Raw genomic sequence first — 15,641 nt, 5'->3', positions numbered from 1 at the left:
GCATGAGCGACTCACTGGAACTCAGTCTCGACGGCGTCGAACGCCGCTCCCTGGCTGACTTCACCGAACAGGCCTACCTCAACTACTCCATGTACGTGATCATGGACCGCGCCCTGCCGCACATCGGCGACGGCCTCAAGCCGGTCCAGCGGCGCATCGTCTATGCCATGAGCGAGTTGGGGCTGGATGCCGATTCCAAGCACAAGAAATCGGCGCGTACCGTCGGTGACGTGCTCGGTAAGTTCCACCCACACGGCGACTCGGCCTGCTATGAAGCCATGGTGCTGATGGCCCAGCCGTTCAGCTACCGCTATACCCTGGTCGATGGCCAGGGCAACTGGGGTGCGCCGGACGATCCGAAGTCGTTCGCAGCAATGCGTTACACCGAGGCACGGCTGTCACGTTATTCCGAAGTACTGCTCAGTGAAGTAGGCCAAGGCACCGTCGATTGGGTGCCGAACTTCGACGGCACCTTGCAGGAGCCGTCCGTGCTGCCTGCGCGCCTGCCGAACATTCTGCTCAACGGCACCACCGGCATCGCCGTGGGCATGGCCACCGACGTGCCGCCGCACAACCTGCGCGAAGTGGCCAGCGCCTGCGTACGTTTGCTCGATGAGCCCAAGGCCACTGTCGAGCAGCTGTGCGAGCACATCCAGGGTCCGGACTATCCGACTGAAGCCGAGATCATCACGCCGCGCGCCGATCTTCTCAAGATCTACGAGAGCGGCCGTGGTTCGATCCGCATGCGCGCCGTCTACCGCGTCGAGGATGGCGACATCGTCGTTACCGCGCTGCCGCACCAGGTCTCCGGGGCCAAGGTGCTGGAGCAGATCGCCGCGCAGATGCAGGCCAAGAAGCTGCCGATGGTCGCTGACCTGCGTGACGAGTCGGACCACGAGAACCCGTGCCGTATCGTCATCATCCCGCGTTCCAATCGGGTGGATGCCGACGAGCTGATGCAGCATCTGTTCGCCACCACAGACCTTGAGAGCAGCTACCGGGTCAACGTCAATATCATTGGCCTGGACGGCCGCCCGCAGTTGAAGAACCTGCGTGTGCTGCTGCAAGAATGGCTGCAGTTCCGTATTGGCACCGTGCGTCGCCGGCTGCAGCACCGCTTGGACAAGGTCGAGAAACGTCTGCACCTGTTGGACGGTTTGCTCACAGCGTTCCTCAACCTCGATGAAGTGATCCACATCATCCGCACCGAGGAGCACCCCAAGCAGTCGCTGATTGCCCGCTTCGACCTGACCGAAATCCAGGCCGACTACATCCTCGAGACTCGCCTGCGTCAGTTGGCACGTCTGGAAGAGATGAAGATCCGTGGCGAGCAGGACGAACTGCTCAAGGAGCAAGCCAAGTTGCAGGCCCTGCTGGGCAGCGACGCCAAACTGCGCAAACTGGTGCGCAGCGAGCTGATCAAGGACGCCGAAACCTATGGCGACGAGCGCCGTTCGCCGATTGTCGAGCGCGCCGAAGCCAAGGCGCTTTCGGAAAACGAGCTGATGCCGACCGAGCCGGTCACTGTGGTGCTGTCGGAAAAAGGCTGGGTGCGTTGCGCCAAGGGCCACGATATCGACGCCACCGGTCTCTCTTACAAGGCCGGCGATGGCTTCAAGGCCGCTGCCGCTGGGCGTTCCAACCAGTTTGCCGTGCTCATCGACTCGACCGGGCGCAGCTACTCGGTGGCGGCCCATACCCTGCCATCGGCACGGGGGCAGGGCGAGCCGCTGACTGGCCGGCTGACGCCACCGCCTGGGGCCACGTTCGAATGCGTATTGCTGCCCGAGGATGATGCACTGTACGTGGTCGCCTCCGACGCCGGTTACGGCTTCGTGGTCAAGGGCGAGGATTTGCAGGCCAAGAACAAGGCCGGCAAGGGCCTGCTCAGCCTACCCAATGGCGCCAAGGTGATGACCCCACGTCCGGTGGCTAACCGCGAGCAGGACTGGCTGGCAGCGGTGACCACCGAAGGCCGGCTGTTGGTGTTCAAGGTCGCCGACCTACCGCAACTGGGCAAGGGCAAGGGCAACAAGATCATTGGTGTGCCAGGCGATCGGGTGGCCAGTCGGGAAGAATACGTTACCGATCTGGCCGTGATCGCCGAGGGCTCGACCCTTGTATTGCAGGCTGGCAAGCGTACCCTGTCTCTGAAACCTGACGATCTGGAGCACTATAAAGGTGAGCGCGGTCGACGCGGCAGCAAGCTGCCACGCGGCTTCCAGCGGGTCGACGGGTTGCTGGTAGAAGCTTCGAGCTAGCCGTGCCAATTGTCTGAAATGGCAATTTCGGCGTTGTTACCGGCGGAAACACTGGAGTCGGACGGCTATTTCGCGGATGATAGTGCCCCTGTGGCGCCGGCGTGGCCGTGCGCCCAGAAGAATCTACATGTGTATCACTGCGGTGTGCCGAGGGCGGCCGCTTGGATGGGATGATGAAAGTTCTGCGCCTTCCATTTGCGCTGTTGATGACTGGCCTGTTGGGCCTGAGCGGGTGCAGCATGCACCAGCCGGTTGCCCTGTATCAGCTCGACAGCGGTGATCCTGGCCAGCCTTCGCAAAGCGCGGGCATGGCTGTGGTGCTCGGCCCGGTATCGGTTGCCGACTACCTGCAACGTGAAACCTTCTTGCAGCGTCAAGCTGATGGCAGCCTGACTTCTGCGACGGACGGTCGTTGGGCGGGCAGCCTTTCGTCGGATATCGACCAGCTGCTGGTGCGTCAGTTGGCCTGGCGTCTGGATAGCCAACGAGTCGTGCTGGCACCGGCGAGCACGGGCTTTGCGCCTGACGTGCAGGTATTGCTGTCGATTACCCGGCTTGATTCAGGCAAGAACCAGCCGGCGATCCTCGATGCCCAGTGGCGTCTGCTCGATCGCCGCGGCAACGTGCGTGACAACCGCATCGTCCACCTTGAGCAGCAGCATGAGGGCACGGAGTCTTCCCAGGTGCAGGCCCAGGGCCAGTTGCTGCAGAAGCTCGCCGAACAGCTGAGCAGCGCCGTCAAGCCGTTGGCCAACCAGCCGGCGATTGCTGAAGAGGCGCCGAGGAAGCCTGCCGCACCGGTTCAAGTGAAGAAAGAGCGGGAGAAGTCGAAGATTCCAATGGCTTCGCCAATTCGCACCGATATGGAAGTCTATCGGTTCTGATCTTCCAGCCACAAAAAAGCCCGCAGAGATGCGGGCTTTTTTGTGGCCGGCCGATTGGGATGTTTAGCTGGCCTCAGGCGCGCCGCTCGTGCATCCGCGCCAACTGCCGCTCCAGCATCGACGGATATGGCTCCATCAGGCGCTCCACGCAGCAAGCCCCTTCAGGGCTGGCAATCGGGCGGATACGCGCGCGCTGACGAACCAGGGCGTCATCACTGATCTGGCGCTCTACCAGCAGCAGGTTGCGGCTGTGCTGCGACAGCGCCAAGGCGTCCTGGGCTTTCTCCGCCATCAGCAAATCGACCTGCTCCAGGCCTTGCAGGTCATCGGCCAACACCAGGCCCAATTGCAGCTGCAGGGTAATCCCGCTGTCCGCCACTTCAATTTGCAGGGCATGGCCCAGGGCGCGCAGCAGCTCGCCGCAGCAGATAGCGTTGGTCAGGTAGTCCTCGCCGCTGTCGCGGCTGTGGAACAGCAGCAAGGTGCTGCCATCGTTGAGGGTGTGGGTTTCGCCCTCATACAGCGATGCCGCCTGTTCCAGGCAGTCGGTGTAGCGTTCCAGCAGCTCGGTCAGGCGGGTGCGTGGCAGGCGCCGCAGTTGCTCCTGCGAGCCCAGCTGCACGGCGAGCACGGCGGTGTATTGCGGCTCGTCAGACTCGACCGGCGCAGGTTTGGCGCGCGGCTCTTCGATGTCGATCAGGCCCGCAAAGGCTTCATCGTCTTCGTCGTCATCATGCGCTGCCACTTTTGCCCGTGGCGCAGCTTTGGCGACGACAGGGGTATCGTGCAAATCGTCGAACGCTTCGTCGTCGTCTTCCTCTTCCTCCTCCGGTTCTGGTGGAGGAGGAGGGGCAAGGCGGGCATGCAATTGACGGGCGATATCGCCGATTTCGTCCTGGCGATCGATCGCCGGGGTATAGGGGTGCGGATCACGTAGCCAGACCCGCAGTTGCAACAGCGGAGTGGAGATGAAGCGGCCCAGGCGCAGGCTCAAGGTCAGCGCCAGCGCCAGCAGGATTGCCGCCAGAATGCCCATGCTTTGCAGGCTGATCAGCATGGGCTGCTGGAATTGGCTCATGTCCAGGCTGATGCGCAGTTGCCCGGCAGTGACATCCTGGAAGGTGATCTTGGTCTGATAGAGGCCTTCGGCCTCACCCAGCAGGCTGTTTTTCGGCCGTTGGCCGGCCTCGGCGAGGATGCGGTTGTCGACGCTGTAGATCGCCGCGTGGGCCACCAGTGGGTTCTTCACCAGGTTGCCCAGCAGCACGTTGAGGCTGAGGATGTCGTTGGACACCAGCAGCTCGGTAGCCGAGGTAGCGGTCTGGATGGTCAGGCTCTGGCCGAGCGCATCGGCCTGCTCGTGCATGGCCTGCTTGAACTGCAGGCCCATCACGCAGGCATAGATCACCAGCGCCAGCGCCACCAGGAAAATGTTGGTGCTGGCGATACGCAGTGCCAGGGGAACGCGACGCTGGCGCAGGGCACGGAAGATCATCAGGAAGAAGTTATCGGGTTTAACTGGCGTGGGCCGGTTCACAGAGCGCGGCTCTTTATGGCGAGAAAGTGCTGCGCAGTATAGCGAGCCGGGATTTGTCGGCAAAGTATCAGCGGCGCCCGATAGTCATGGAAAATCGGTAGAATGCGCATTTTTCATCGAAGTCGGAGCCAGGTTGTGCGCGAAATCGTCCTGATCAACATCACCGGTGAGGACCGTCCCGGTCTCACTGCCGCCATCACCGGCGTCCTGCTCCAGGGCGGTGTGAACATCCTCGACATCGGCCTGGCGGTCATGCACGGCACCTTGTCGTTCGGCATTCTGGTCGACATTCCTGACAACGAAGTGGCCACTCAGCTGCTGCAGAGCGTGCAAGCCAAGGCCCACGAGCTCAACCTGCAAGCGCGTTACACGCCGATTTCCGAGGCCGATTACCAGCATTGGGCCGACAGCCAGGGCGAGGCCCGGCAGATTGTCACCCTGCTCAGCCGCAAGGTCACCCCCGAGCAACTGCAGCGGGTCAGTGCGGTGATCAGCCAGTATGGCCTGACCATCGAGCGGATCGAGCGCCTGTCCGCCCGGGTGGTGCTGGATGCGCCAACAGAGAAGGGCAAGGCTTGCCTGGAAATTTCCGTACGCGGTGAGCCGAGCGATGCCCAGGCCCTGCGTGCTGAGTTCTTCGCCCTGTCGCAAGAGCTGGCGGTGGATATCGCCTTCCAGAAGGACGACCTGTTCCGTCGCAACCGTCGCCTGGCAGTGTTCGACATGGACTCGACCCTGATCGAGGCCGAAGTGATCGACGAGTTGGCCAAGGCTGCCGGCGTCGGCGAGCAAGTGGCCGCGATCACCGAGCGGGCGATGCGCGGCGAGTTGGATTTCCGCGCCAGCTTCAAAGAGCGGATGGCGCTGCTCAAGGGCCTCGACGTGGGCGTGCTGGATGAGATCGGCGCCTCGCTGCGGCTGACTGAAGGTGCTGAGAACCTGTTCGCCGAGCTCAAGCGTCTGGGCTATAAGACAGCGATTCTGTCGGGCGGCTTCACCTATTTTGCCAAGCAAGTGCAGGCGCGCCTGGGTATCGACTATGTGTTTGCCAACGAGCTGGAAGTGGTCGATGGCAAGGTGACTGGCGTGGCCATCGAGCCGATCGTCGACGCGCAGCGCAAGGCTGATCTGCTGCAGGAGCTGGCGAGCAAGGAAGGCCTGCAACTGGCACAGACTATTGCCGTGGGCGACGGCGCCAATGATTTGCCGATGCTGTCGCTGGCGGGGCTGGGGGTTGCCTTCCGCGCCAAGCCGCTGGTGCGTCAGTCGGCCAAACAGGCGATTTCTACCCTCGGCTTGGATGGCGTGCTGTATCTGCTTGGCTTGCGCGATCGCGACGCTCGCGGCTGATCCGATACTGTAATGGGGCCGCTTTGCGGCCCTAAAAATGAAAAAGGCCCCGCATGACTGATGTCATGCGGGGCCTTTTCTTTGCGCTACGGTCAGGCTTGGCTAGGCACAGCCAATTGCTGGCCCATGCGCACTGCCGACCCAGCACCCAAGCTCTCGGCCCACTTCACCTGCTCTGGCCCGAACAGCACGATCGCCGTCGAACCCAGCTTGAAGCGGCCCAATTCAGCACCTTTCTCCAAATGAATCGGTGCCCGGCTGGCTTCGTCATAACGGAAGGTCTTCAGCTCACGCTTCGGTGGCGTGACCAGGCCCGCCCAGACGGTTTCGATCGAGGCCACGATCATCGCCCCTACCAGCACAACGGCCATTGGCCCGCGCTCGGTGTCGAACAGGCAGACCACACGCTCATTACGAGCGAACAACTCTGGAACGTTTTCCGCGGTGGTCTGGTTGACCGAGAACAGGCGACCCGGCACATAGACCATCTCGCGCAAGGTACCGGCCAGCGGCATGTGCACGCGGTGGTAGTCTTTGGGCGACAGGTAGATGGTGGCGAACTCACCGCCCATGAACGGCGCGGCCAGGGCCGGGTCACCGCCCAGCAGCTCCAGCGCGCTGTAGCCGTGGCCCTTGGCCTGGAAGATGCGGCCATGCTCAATCGGGCCGAGCTGGCTCACTGCACCGTCTGCCGGACACAGGATGGCGCCTGGCGTTTCATCCAACGGGCGGGCACCGGGCTTGAGGGCGCGGGTGAAGAAGGCGTTGAAGTGCTCGTAGGCGCTCAGGTCTTCGACCAGCGCTTCGGACATGTCGACCTGATAGCGCTTGGCGAACCAGGCGGTGAAGGCATTCTTGAACCAGCGCGCACGGCACTCGGCAATGCAACCGGCCAGCCGCGACAGCAAATGGTGCGGCAGCAGGTACTGGCTGATGATGAACAAGCGGGATTTCATTGAATTTCCTTAAACGTCTACAGGCGTGTCCGGATGGTTACCCCATTCGCCCCAGGAGCCGGCGTAGGCCTTGACCCGTGGGTAGCCGAGGGATTTAGCCACCAGGTAGGTAAAACCGGAGCGGTGATGGGTCTGGCAGTGGGTGATCACTTCCTTGTCCGGGGTGATGCCCAGGTTCTGGAGGATCTCGGCCATGTCCTTGCGAATGCGCAGATGGTCATTCATGTCCATGCCGGCGGTCCACTCGAAGTTGACCGCGCCAGGGATATGTCCGCCTTTGGCCGCCAAGACCTTCTCGCCGCGGTATTCGCTGGGCGCGCGGGCGTCCCAGATGGCCAGGTCGGCAGCGCCCAGGCGGCTTTGCAGGTATTCGCGGGTGGCGGTGGGTTCGGCATGCAAGGTCAGGCTCAGCGGGCCGCCAGCGCTGGCCGGCACGTCGGTGGACAACTTGTCAGCCGGCCATGCCTGGATACCACCATTGAGGTAGTGATACTTGCTATGGCCAATGACATCCAGCAGCCAGATGAAGCGCCCAGCCCAGCCGCCGCCCTCGTCGTCGTACACCACGTAAACGGCGTCATCGCGGTGGCCGAGTTCGCCGAACAGTTTTTCCAGGTCGGCACGTGCCGGCAGCAGGCCGGGGGCCGGCGGCTGGCCAAGCTGAGTGCGCTTGGGGTCGACGAAGCGAGCGCCGGGAATGTGCCCGCTGCCATAACGGTTGGCACTGGTCAGATCGACCAGGATCAGCTGTGGCGAATCCAGGCGCGACAGCAAGTCAGCCGGTTCGATCACCAGCGGCAAGCCGGAAAAGTCAGTCATCCACAGTCTCCAGGGTGGAACGTGAGGGGGCGATTGTAGCGTAAGGCTTAACGATTGGGCTTGCTGAAGGTGGCCAGGGCACGCTCTACGCACTGCGCGGTTTTGCCAAAGGCTTGCACACCGACATCAGCCAGCGGCTTACCGCCCTGGTCGGCAATCATCAGCATCAGTACCTGGCCATCGACGGCCAGCGAGCGCAGCAGTAGGTGCTCGCTGCGGAACAACGCGCGTAGTGCTGCGGGCAGCAGGGCAGAAAACTGCGCATGGTTGTCCGGGGTCAGGCGCAGCTGTCCGGCCTGACTGGTCAAGCGCTGTAACAGTTTGTTTTGGGCTACTGGCAAGTTCAGGGCTGCGGCTTCACTGGGCAAACCAGCCGCTTGTTGCACGAGCAAAGCGTCATTGGGCTTATCGTGCATCAGTAGCATGATCCGCTGCATGCCGCAGGCCAACAGCGCTTCGCAGGCCTGGCTAGCCAGGTGCACGGCGTTGCTGAAAGGGCTTGGCTGGGCCAACAGTTCACTGCACAGCTTACGCCAGCGGACCAGGTCTTCACTGGGCGGCGGCGGCGGGGTGAGCATGTCGGGGTGCGGCCGGCGTTGCTGCCACGGCCAGATCAGCGCTTCGGCTGGGTGGAACAGGGCGTGGCGCGCATGGTGGCGGGCGCTGGCCGCCGCTTGTTGGTGGACCTGCTGCTGCACGTCATCGAGGCTGGTTTGCAAATACAGCGCAGTCAGCAATTGCCAGCGCAGCAGGTGCGGGTTGTCCCAGCCAACCTGGGCGGCCAGGGCCAGGCCGTTGGCCAGTAGCACGGTGTTGGCCGGCTGGTTGAACCAGCGGCGCAGGCCGGGCTCTTCATCCAGCCGGTGTTGCTGGGTGAGGCTGTCGGGTTCGCGGGCGATGTTCAGTACTTGGGCGAGCAACTCGCGTTCGCTGGTCAGCAAGCGATAGCCCTGGGTCACCCACTCGGGCAGGCGCCAGTGACTGGCAACGGCTTGGCACAACTCCATGATGCGGACCCCGAACAGCTCCTGTTCGACTTCGGTGGCATCTTCACCCTTGTGGATCACCCGCAGCTCCCAGGCGTCCAGCAGCTTGGGGTGGCTCAGGGCCAATGGCCACAGCGGCGACAGGAACAACAGGCTACCCCAGTGGATTTCCTGCCACAGTCGAGCCAGGCGGCTGGCGAACAGGCCGCTGGCCTGCTGCGAGGCGTGTTGGCTGATCAGTAGAAATTGGCGCAGCACTGGTGGGATGTCGTCGCCCGGCAGCGCGGGCAGGCGCGTCAGCAACTGGGCGGTACGCTCCAGGCCCAGGCGGTTGACGGCCACCTCAAGGCTTTCGGCGGGCTCGGCCTGGCTGGCATTGGCTGGATGATTGGCCTCACGCATCACGCAAAGCACCAGGGCCGGGCTGTCCTGCATCAGTTCGGCGATTTCGCGCAGGGACCTACGGCTGTCATTGATTGCGGCTAAAACACGGTCGTGGCTTTCTTTCGGCACCGGCAGGCGGACGCTGTCGAGCAGCTTTATCCAGCCATCGAGGGTGCGCGGAATCTGACCTGGTACCTTGGCTTCAATTGGCATTTTGACATCAGTCCAAACTGGCTTTTCGCTTTGAGTGGCTATAGTCTGGCGCAGTTCTGCCGATAAGTAGAAGAAGAGTTTTAAAGCTCCCGTCCCCGACCCTGACCACGACAGCAAGTGCTTTGAACCTATGGCTAAAATTATCGGCATCATCGTCGTATTCGCGAGCGTGCTCGGCGGCTACGTACTCTCCCACGGCAAGATCGCGGCGCTGATCCAGCCGTTCGAAGTGCTGATCATCGGCGGTGCGGCCTTTGGCGCGTTCCTGCAGGCCAACCCTGGTTACATGACCATGCATGTGATCAAGAAGTCGATGAAGATGTTCGGCTCGCGCTTCTCCCACACCTTCTATCTGGAGGTGCTTGGCCTGGTTTACGAGATCCTCAACAAGAGCCGTCGTGAAGGCATGATGGCAATCGAGAGCGATATCGAAGACGCTGCGGCCAGCCCGATCTTCGCTAAATACCCTGCAGTGCTGGGTGATGAGCGCATGACCGCGTTCATCTGCGATTACCTGCGCATCATGTCCACCGGCAACATGGCCCCGCACGAGCTCGAAGGCTTGTTCGACATGGAGCTGCTGAGCATGAAGGAAGAACTCGATCACCCCTCCCATGCGGTGACCGGCATCGCCGACGGCATGCCTGGTTTCGGTATCGTCGCCGCGGTACTGGGTATCGTCGTGACCATGGCCTCGCTGGGTGAAGGCGACCAGGCCTCGATCGGCCTGCACGTGGGTGCGGCACTGGTCGGTACCTTCTTCGGTATTCTGGCTGCCTACGGCTTCTTCGGCCCCCTGGCCACCTGCCTGGCGCACGACGCCAAGGAAGAGGTCAACCTGTACGAGGCGATCAAGGCTTCGCTGGTTGCTTCGGCCTCTGGCATGCCGCCATCGCTGGCCGTCGAATTCGGGCGCAAGGTGCTCTATCCCAAGCACCGTCCGAGCTTCGCCGAGCTGGAACAAGCGGTTCGCGGTCGCTGAGTCATGGAAAACAATCAGCCGATAATCATCAAGCGCGTCAAGCGCTTTGGTGGCGGGCACCACGGCGGCGCCTGGAAGATCGCCTTCGCCGACTTCGCCACGGCGATGATGGCGTTCTTCCTGGTGCTGTGGTTGCTGTCGACCGCCACACCTGAGCAGAAGATCGCCATTGCCGGCTACTTCAAGGATCCGATTGGCTTCTCTGAAAGCGGCACGCCCTACGTCATCGACCTGGGCGGCTCGCCGCAGCTGGCGCCAGAAAAGACCATCAACCCAGAAGAAAAGTCCGAGCCGACCCCTGACACCAGCATTCAGTTGGACAAGGACCAGGTCGAGACCATGGCCGAGCAGGTCGAGAAGGAGCGTTTGAACCTGCTCCTGCAAGAGTTGCAGAACAAGGTCGAGGAAAACCCGCAGCTGCAGAAGTTCAAGGACCAGATCCTGTTCGAGATCACCCAGGACGGCCTGCGCATCCAGATCATGGATGCCGAGAACCGGCCGATGTTCGATATCGGCAGCGCACGCTTGCAGCCGTACTTCGAAGACATCCTGCTGGCCATGGCCGACACCATCAAGGCGGTGCCGAACAAGATCAGCGTCAGCGGCCACACCGATGCCAAACCGTATGCCGGCGCTGGGGAGTTCGGTAACTGGGAGCTGTCGGCCAACCGTGCCAACGCTGCGCGGCGGGCACTGGTGGCGGGTGGTTATCCGGATGATCAGGTGGCGCGCGTGGTCGGTTATGCCTCGTCGTCGCTGTTCGATCGCAAGGATCCGTTCAACCCGGTCAACCGGCGCATCGATATCATCGTCTTGACCAAGAAGGCCCAGCGTAACATCGAAGGCGAGCAGGGTACGCCTGAGGCACCACCGGCAGCGCCAGCCGCCCCTGGCGCTGCGGCGCCAGCAGCGCCTGGAGCAGCCGCCGAGCTGATGCAGCCTCGCGAGTTGCGCCAGAAGCTGAACATCTTCGAAGATGGCACATTGAAGATGGATGAGCCCAAGGAATAAGGGCAAGTGGGGCGCTAAGCGCCCCACTTCATTCAAAAGCCCCGCCGAATCTTGGCCTTGAGATCGGCATGAAAGAAATCCGCATTACTCCGGTCGACACTGTGCAAACGCACCGGTGGCAGCGACATCGCCCGCTCAAAGGTCCGTTCATCATGGTAGGCGCGCACAAACAGCTCGATGTGCTCACGGCTGCGCATAACCGGCCACTTACCTAGATGTTCTGGCAATGACTGCGCGCCACTCTGGTACAGGCTGACCCGCCGACTGGCCATGACCGCTGCGCCCATCAACCATGCCGTCCACCATTGCTGCGCGCCCTCGCTGGAGAGCACGCCAATCAGATGGGTGGCATCACTGAGTTGCTGGCAAAGGCCGCCGCAAAGGTCTTCGGTGGTTTGCCCGATACTGTCGAATTGCACCAGTTGAGTTGGAACATCCTCAAGCAGCAAGCGCTCATTGAGAATGAAGGCGTCGAGCCGTTCATTGTGGCGGTAGCAGATGACGACGGGCATCAGCTAGGCCCTCCTTGATGGAGGGCGGGGCGCTTTGCGAATGTTGCGGGTGTGGAGGTCATAGTCGGCTCTTCCCTGATGAGGCTTGAGCCATGACCATCAAGGAAAGACCGGGGCGGAACAATAGCTGACGATTAAACGAGAGCCGTCCTACTTGCGTCGGTAGTTTTTCCTACGGAAATCTAGTAGGTATCTTCACTCAAGCTGGCGATGATCGAGCGATAGCTGTGCATCCGCTGCGGCTTGATCCGCCCTTCGTCCAACGCCTTGAGCAGTGCGCAGCCAGGCTCGCGGTCGTGTTTGCAGTCGCGGAAGCGGCAGTTGCCGAGCAGGTCGCTGAATTCGATGAAGCCTGCTTCGACATCATCGCGGCTGACGTGCACTAGGCCGAACTCACGGATGCCCGGTGAGTCGATCAGGTCGCCGCCATTGGGAAAGTGATAGAGGCGGGCGGTGGTGGTGGTGTGCGTGCCTTGTCCGGACCACTCGGAAAGATCGCCCACGCGGGTTTGGGCGGCGGGCAACAGGCTGTTGACCAGCGAGGACTTACCCACGCCAGACTGGCCGACGAACACACTGGTGTGGCCATCGAGCAGCTCTTGCAGGCGCTGCATGCCATCGCCTTGATGCGCGGAAACTTCTAGCAGTGGATAACCCAGGTCGCGATAGACCTCAAGCAGGGCGTTCAGCCCTGGGCCGTTTTCCTCGTTGACCAGGTCGGCCTTGTTCAGCAGCAGCAAGGGGCGGATGCCGGCATGCTCGGCGGCTACCAAGTAGCGGTCGATCAGGTTGGCGTGGGGCTCGGGGGCCGGGGCGAAGACGATTACGATCAGGTCGACGTTGGCCGCCACCGGCTTGAGCTGGCCGTGGTTGTTTGGCCGACACAGCTCGGTGCTGCGCGGCAACTGCGCGACGATGACGCCAATTCCTTGGTTGCCCGCGCGCCAAACCACTCGGTCACCGGTGACCAGTGCCGGCAGGTTGGCCCGCAGGTGGCAGCGGAAGATCTGCCCGGCGACTTCGCCGTCCTGCGCCTCGACCTCGACCTGTACGCCAAAGTGGGCGATTACCAGGCCAAATTGCTCGGGCCCCAGGTCGCCACCCTCCAGTTCCTGCAAGGCATGTTGCTCGCGTTTGGCTGCGCGTGCGGCGCGCTCGCCCTGGATTTTTTCGATGCGCCAGTTCTGGCGGCGATTGAGCTGGCGTTTGGCCATGAAGGTTCCGTGTTGGCGGGGCAGAAAGAAAACGGCTGGCAGTTTAGCACGCTCCACCTGTGTGCCATCCGGTTACCTTTTTGCTCGCGACTGCATCGACATTGGCCGCTAGGGTAAGATGATGGCCTATTCGAGGAGCGCCTTCATGGACAACACACAGAACCTGATCTGGATCGATCTGGAAATGACCGGTCTGGATCCGGACAACGACGTCATCATCGAGATGGCCACCATCGTCACCGACAGCAACCTCAATACCTTGGCCGAAGGCCCGGTGATCGCCATCCACCACAGCGATGAAGTGCTGGCGCGCATGGATGAGTGGAACACCCGCACCCACGGCGCCTCCGGTCTGACCCAGCGCGTGCGCGAAAGCCGCATCAGCATGGCCGAGGCCGAGGCTGTAACCGTCAAGTTCCTCGAACAATGGGTGCCTAAGGGCAAGTCGCCGATCTGTGGCAACAGCATCTGCCAGGACCGGCGCTTCCTGTATCGCCACATGAAAACCCTGGAAAGCTATTTCCACTACCGCAACCTCGACGTCTCCACACTCAAGGAGCTCGCCGCGCGCTGGGCGCCGGATGTGCGTGACAGCTTCAAGAAGGGCAGCACGCACCTGGCCCTGGACGATATTCGCGAGTCGATCGCCGAGCTGCGTCACTACCGCGAGCACTTCATCAAGGTCTGAGCATCGCGTGCGCCGATCAGACTCGGCGCGCCCTCTTTTGGTGCTCCGAACAACTGGGTAGACTGCGCGCCTTTCCTGCACGGACAGCCACCATGTTGTTGATGCTCTACCTCATCGCCATTACCGCCGAAGCCATGACCGGTGCCTTGTCTGCCGGTCGTCGCGGGATGGACTGGTTTGGAGTGGTGCTAATCGCGTGCGTGACTGCCCTGGGTGGCGGTTCGGTGCGCGATGTGCTGCTCGGGCACTACCCGTTGACCTGGGTGAAGCACCCCGAGTACCTGGTACTGACCAGCTTCGCCGCGCTGCTGACCATCTTCATCGCGCCGTTGATGCGCCACCTGCGTTCGCTGTTCCTGGTACTCGATGCGCTGGGGCTGGTGGCCTTTACCCTGATTGGCTGCATGACCGCGCTGGAAATGGGTCAGGGCATGCTGGTGGCCTCGATCAGCGGGGTGATCACTGGGGTGTTTGGCGGCATCCTGCGGGATATCTTCTGTAACGACATTCCCTTGGTGTTCCGCCGAGAGCTGTATGCCAGCGTGTCGTTTGCCGCTGCGTGGTTCTACCTGGGCTGCGTGCACTTCCAGGTGCCAGCGGAGCAGGCGATGCTGCTGACCTTGTTTGGCGGGTTTCTGGTGCGTTTGCTGGCGATTCGTTTCCATTGGGAAATGCCCAAGTTCCACTACAACGACCAGCAGTGATTTCGTCAGTGCCGATTCTATCGCGGGGCGAGCCCGCTCCCGCGTGAGTTCAGAGCGGGGCTGTGCGCGCCTCATGCTGGGCCAGCGCCCACTCCACATGCTCCCTGACCAGCTCCGACGGATACTCGCGGCGCGCCTGTAAGGCTTCCAGCACCGGGATCGTCGAAGGCGCATTGCCCAGCCCCACCGCGAGGTTGCGCAACCAGCGCTCATAACCGGCCCGGCGCAGCGGCGAGCCCTCGGTGTTGCCCAGGAAGGTCGCCTCGTCCCAGAGAAACAGCGCAGCCAACTCAGCATTATCCAGGCCATGACGCGGCTTGAAGTCGTTCTCCTGGGTTGGCCGGGCAAAGCGATTCCACGGGCAGACGATCTGGCAATCATCGCAGCCAAACACCCGATTACCGATCAGTGGTCGCAGCTCGACCGGTATCGCCTGCTTCAATTCGATGGTCAGGTACGAGATGCAGCGCCGCGCATCGAGCACGTAGGGCCCGACAAACGCCTGGGTCGGGCACACGTCCAGACATGCCTGGCAACGCCCACAGTGCTCACTGACCTGCGCGTCATCTACCGGCAGTGGCAGGTCGACGAACAGTTCGGCAAGAAAGAAGTAGCTGCCCGCCTTGCGGTTGAGCAGCAGGGTGTTCTTGCCGATCCAGCCTAGCCCGGCTTGCTCGGCAATGGCTTTCTCCAGCACCGGGGCACTGTCGACAAAGGCGCGAAAGCCAAACGGGCCAATGGCTTGCTGCACCCGATCGGCCAGATGCTGCACGCGCTTGCGCACCAGCTTGTGGTAGTCGCGACCCAGGGCATAGCGCGATATATAGGCTTTGTCTGGTTGCGCCAGCAACTGCGCCATGCGCGTGTCGCCGGGCAGGTAGTCCATGCGCAGCGAGACCACACGCAAGGTTCCGGGCACCAGTTGGTCGGGATGGGCGCGTTTGCTGCCGTGCGCAGCCATGTAGTCCATCTCGCCCTGATAGCCCGCGTCGAGCCAGCGTTGCAGGTGCAGCTCATGCTCGCCAAGGTCTACACCAGCGATACCGACATGGGCGAAGCCGAGTTCACGGCCCCAATCCTTGATCGATTGGGCCAGCGCGGCGAGGTCAGGAGTACAAGCGGACATGGATGACAGGCATT

At 62.2% G+C, this 15,641-nt stretch carries 14 protein-coding genes; 7 read left to right on the top strand and 7 right to left on the bottom strand.

The window, feature by feature from the left end:
* Positions 1-2: 2 nt before the first annotated feature.
* Positions 3-2,261: a DNA topoisomerase IV subunit A gene (parC, locus tag HU737_RS25905; RefSeq protein WP_186555620.1), complete on the top strand. Its 2,259-nt coding sequence runs from the start codon at positions 3-5 to the stop codon at positions 2,259-2,261.
* A 173-nt stretch (positions 2,262-2,434) separates the two neighbouring features.
* Complete coding sequence (locus tag HU737_RS25900; protein ID WP_186555619.1) at positions 2,435-3,145, top strand: PqiC family protein; 711 nt, start codon at positions 2,435-2,437, stop codon at positions 3,143-3,145.
* Positions 3,146-3,218: 73 nt separating this feature from the next.
* On the opposite strand, the gene HU737_RS25895 is transcribed toward HU737_RS25900, so the two are convergent.
* Entirely contained in the window at positions 3,219-4,682 is a 1,464-nt protein-coding gene (locus HU737_RS25895; protein ID WP_186555618.1) for a histidine kinase, read from the bottom strand.
* Between the two features lie 135 nt (positions 4,683-4,817).
* Here HU737_RS25895 and serB point away from each other — a divergent pair, with 135 nt between their 5' ends.
* Positions 4,818-6,032 (top strand): phosphoserine phosphatase SerB, encoded by a 1,215-nt coding sequence (serB, locus tag HU737_RS25890; protein ID WP_186555617.1) that lies wholly within the window; start codon positions 4,818-4,820, stop codon positions 6,030-6,032.
* Between the two features lie 92 nt (positions 6,033-6,124).
* On the opposite strand, the gene asd is transcribed toward serB, so the two are convergent.
* Genes asd through HU737_RS25875 form a run of 3 tightly spaced genes read right to left on the bottom strand, consistent with a single transcriptional unit; the run spans position 6,125 to position 9,390 of the window.
* Positions 6,125-6,988 (bottom strand): archaetidylserine decarboxylase, encoded by an 864-nt coding sequence (asd, locus tag HU737_RS25885; RefSeq protein ID WP_186555616.1) that lies wholly within the window; start codon positions 6,986-6,988, stop codon positions 6,125-6,127.
* A gap of 9 nt (positions 6,989-6,997) precedes the next feature.
* Positions 6,998-7,807 (bottom strand): thiosulfate sulfurtransferase, encoded by an 810-nt coding sequence (gene rhdA, locus HU737_RS25880; protein ID WP_186555615.1) that lies wholly within the window; start codon positions 7,805-7,807, stop codon positions 6,998-7,000.
* Between the two features lie 47 nt (positions 7,808-7,854).
* On the bottom strand, positions 7,855-9,390 hold the full coding sequence (locus HU737_RS25875) for an HDOD domain-containing protein (RefSeq protein WP_186555614.1): 1,536 nt from the start codon (positions 9,388-9,390) through the stop codon (positions 7,855-7,857).
* A gap of 130 nt (positions 9,391-9,520) precedes the next feature.
* Between HU737_RS25875 and motA the strand changes: the two genes are divergently transcribed.
* The gene (gene motA / locus HU737_RS25870; protein ID WP_186555613.1) at positions 9,521-10,372 is read left to right on the top strand and encodes a flagellar motor stator protein MotA; all 852 of its coding nucleotides are present in this window, start codon (positions 9,521-9,523) and stop codon (positions 10,370-10,372) included.
* Positions 10,373-10,375: 3 nt separating this feature from the next.
* Positions 10,376-11,383 carry a flagellar motor protein MotB gene (gene motB, locus HU737_RS25865; RefSeq protein ID WP_186555612.1) on the top strand — a complete coding sequence of 336 codons (1,008 nt, stop codon included), beginning with the start codon at positions 10,376-10,378 and terminating at the stop codon, positions 11,381-11,383.
* A 32-nt stretch (positions 11,384-11,415) separates the two neighbouring features.
* Here motB and HU737_RS25860 read toward each other — a convergent pair whose 3' ends face one another.
* Together HU737_RS25860 and rsgA are read right to left on the bottom strand one after the other, a co-directional pair.
* Positions 11,416-11,895, bottom strand: a complete 480-nt coding sequence (locus tag HU737_RS25860) for a molecular chaperone Tir (protein WP_186555611.1) — start codon at positions 11,893-11,895, stop codon at positions 11,416-11,418.
* 182 nt (positions 11,896-12,077) lie between these two features.
* Complete coding sequence (gene rsgA, locus HU737_RS25855) at positions 12,078-13,109, bottom strand: small ribosomal subunit biogenesis GTPase RsgA (RefSeq protein ID WP_186555610.1); 1,032 nt, start codon at positions 13,107-13,109, stop codon at positions 12,078-12,080.
* A gap of 145 nt (positions 13,110-13,254) precedes the next feature.
* Between rsgA and orn the strand changes: the two genes are divergently transcribed.
* The gene (gene orn / locus HU737_RS25850) at positions 13,255-13,797 is read left to right on the top strand and encodes an oligoribonuclease (RefSeq protein WP_186555609.1); all 543 of its coding nucleotides are present in this window, start codon (positions 13,255-13,257) and stop codon (positions 13,795-13,797) included.
* Between the two features lie 92 nt (positions 13,798-13,889).
* Positions 13,890-14,501: a trimeric intracellular cation channel family protein gene (locus HU737_RS25845; RefSeq protein WP_186555608.1), complete on the top strand. Its 612-nt coding sequence runs from the start codon at positions 13,890-13,892 to the stop codon at positions 14,499-14,501.
* Between the two features lie 49 nt (positions 14,502-14,550).
* Here the strand turns inward: HU737_RS25845 and queG are convergent, their stop codons facing one another.
* A complete protein-coding gene (gene queG / locus HU737_RS25840) occupies positions 14,551-15,627 on the bottom strand; it encodes a tRNA epoxyqueuosine(34) reductase QueG (RefSeq protein ID WP_186555607.1) in 1,077 nt (358 codons plus the stop codon).
* Positions 15,628-15,641: the final 14 nt, after the last annotated feature.

The sequence above is a fragment of the Pseudomonas urmiensis genome, assembly GCF_014268815.2.
Taxonomy (GTDB): domain Bacteria; phylum Pseudomonadota; class Gammaproteobacteria; order Pseudomonadales; family Pseudomonadaceae; genus Aquipseudomonas; species Aquipseudomonas urmiensis.
The sequence above is the reverse complement of the archived record's forward strand: the minus strand, read 5'-3'. Positions and strand labels throughout refer to the sequence as shown.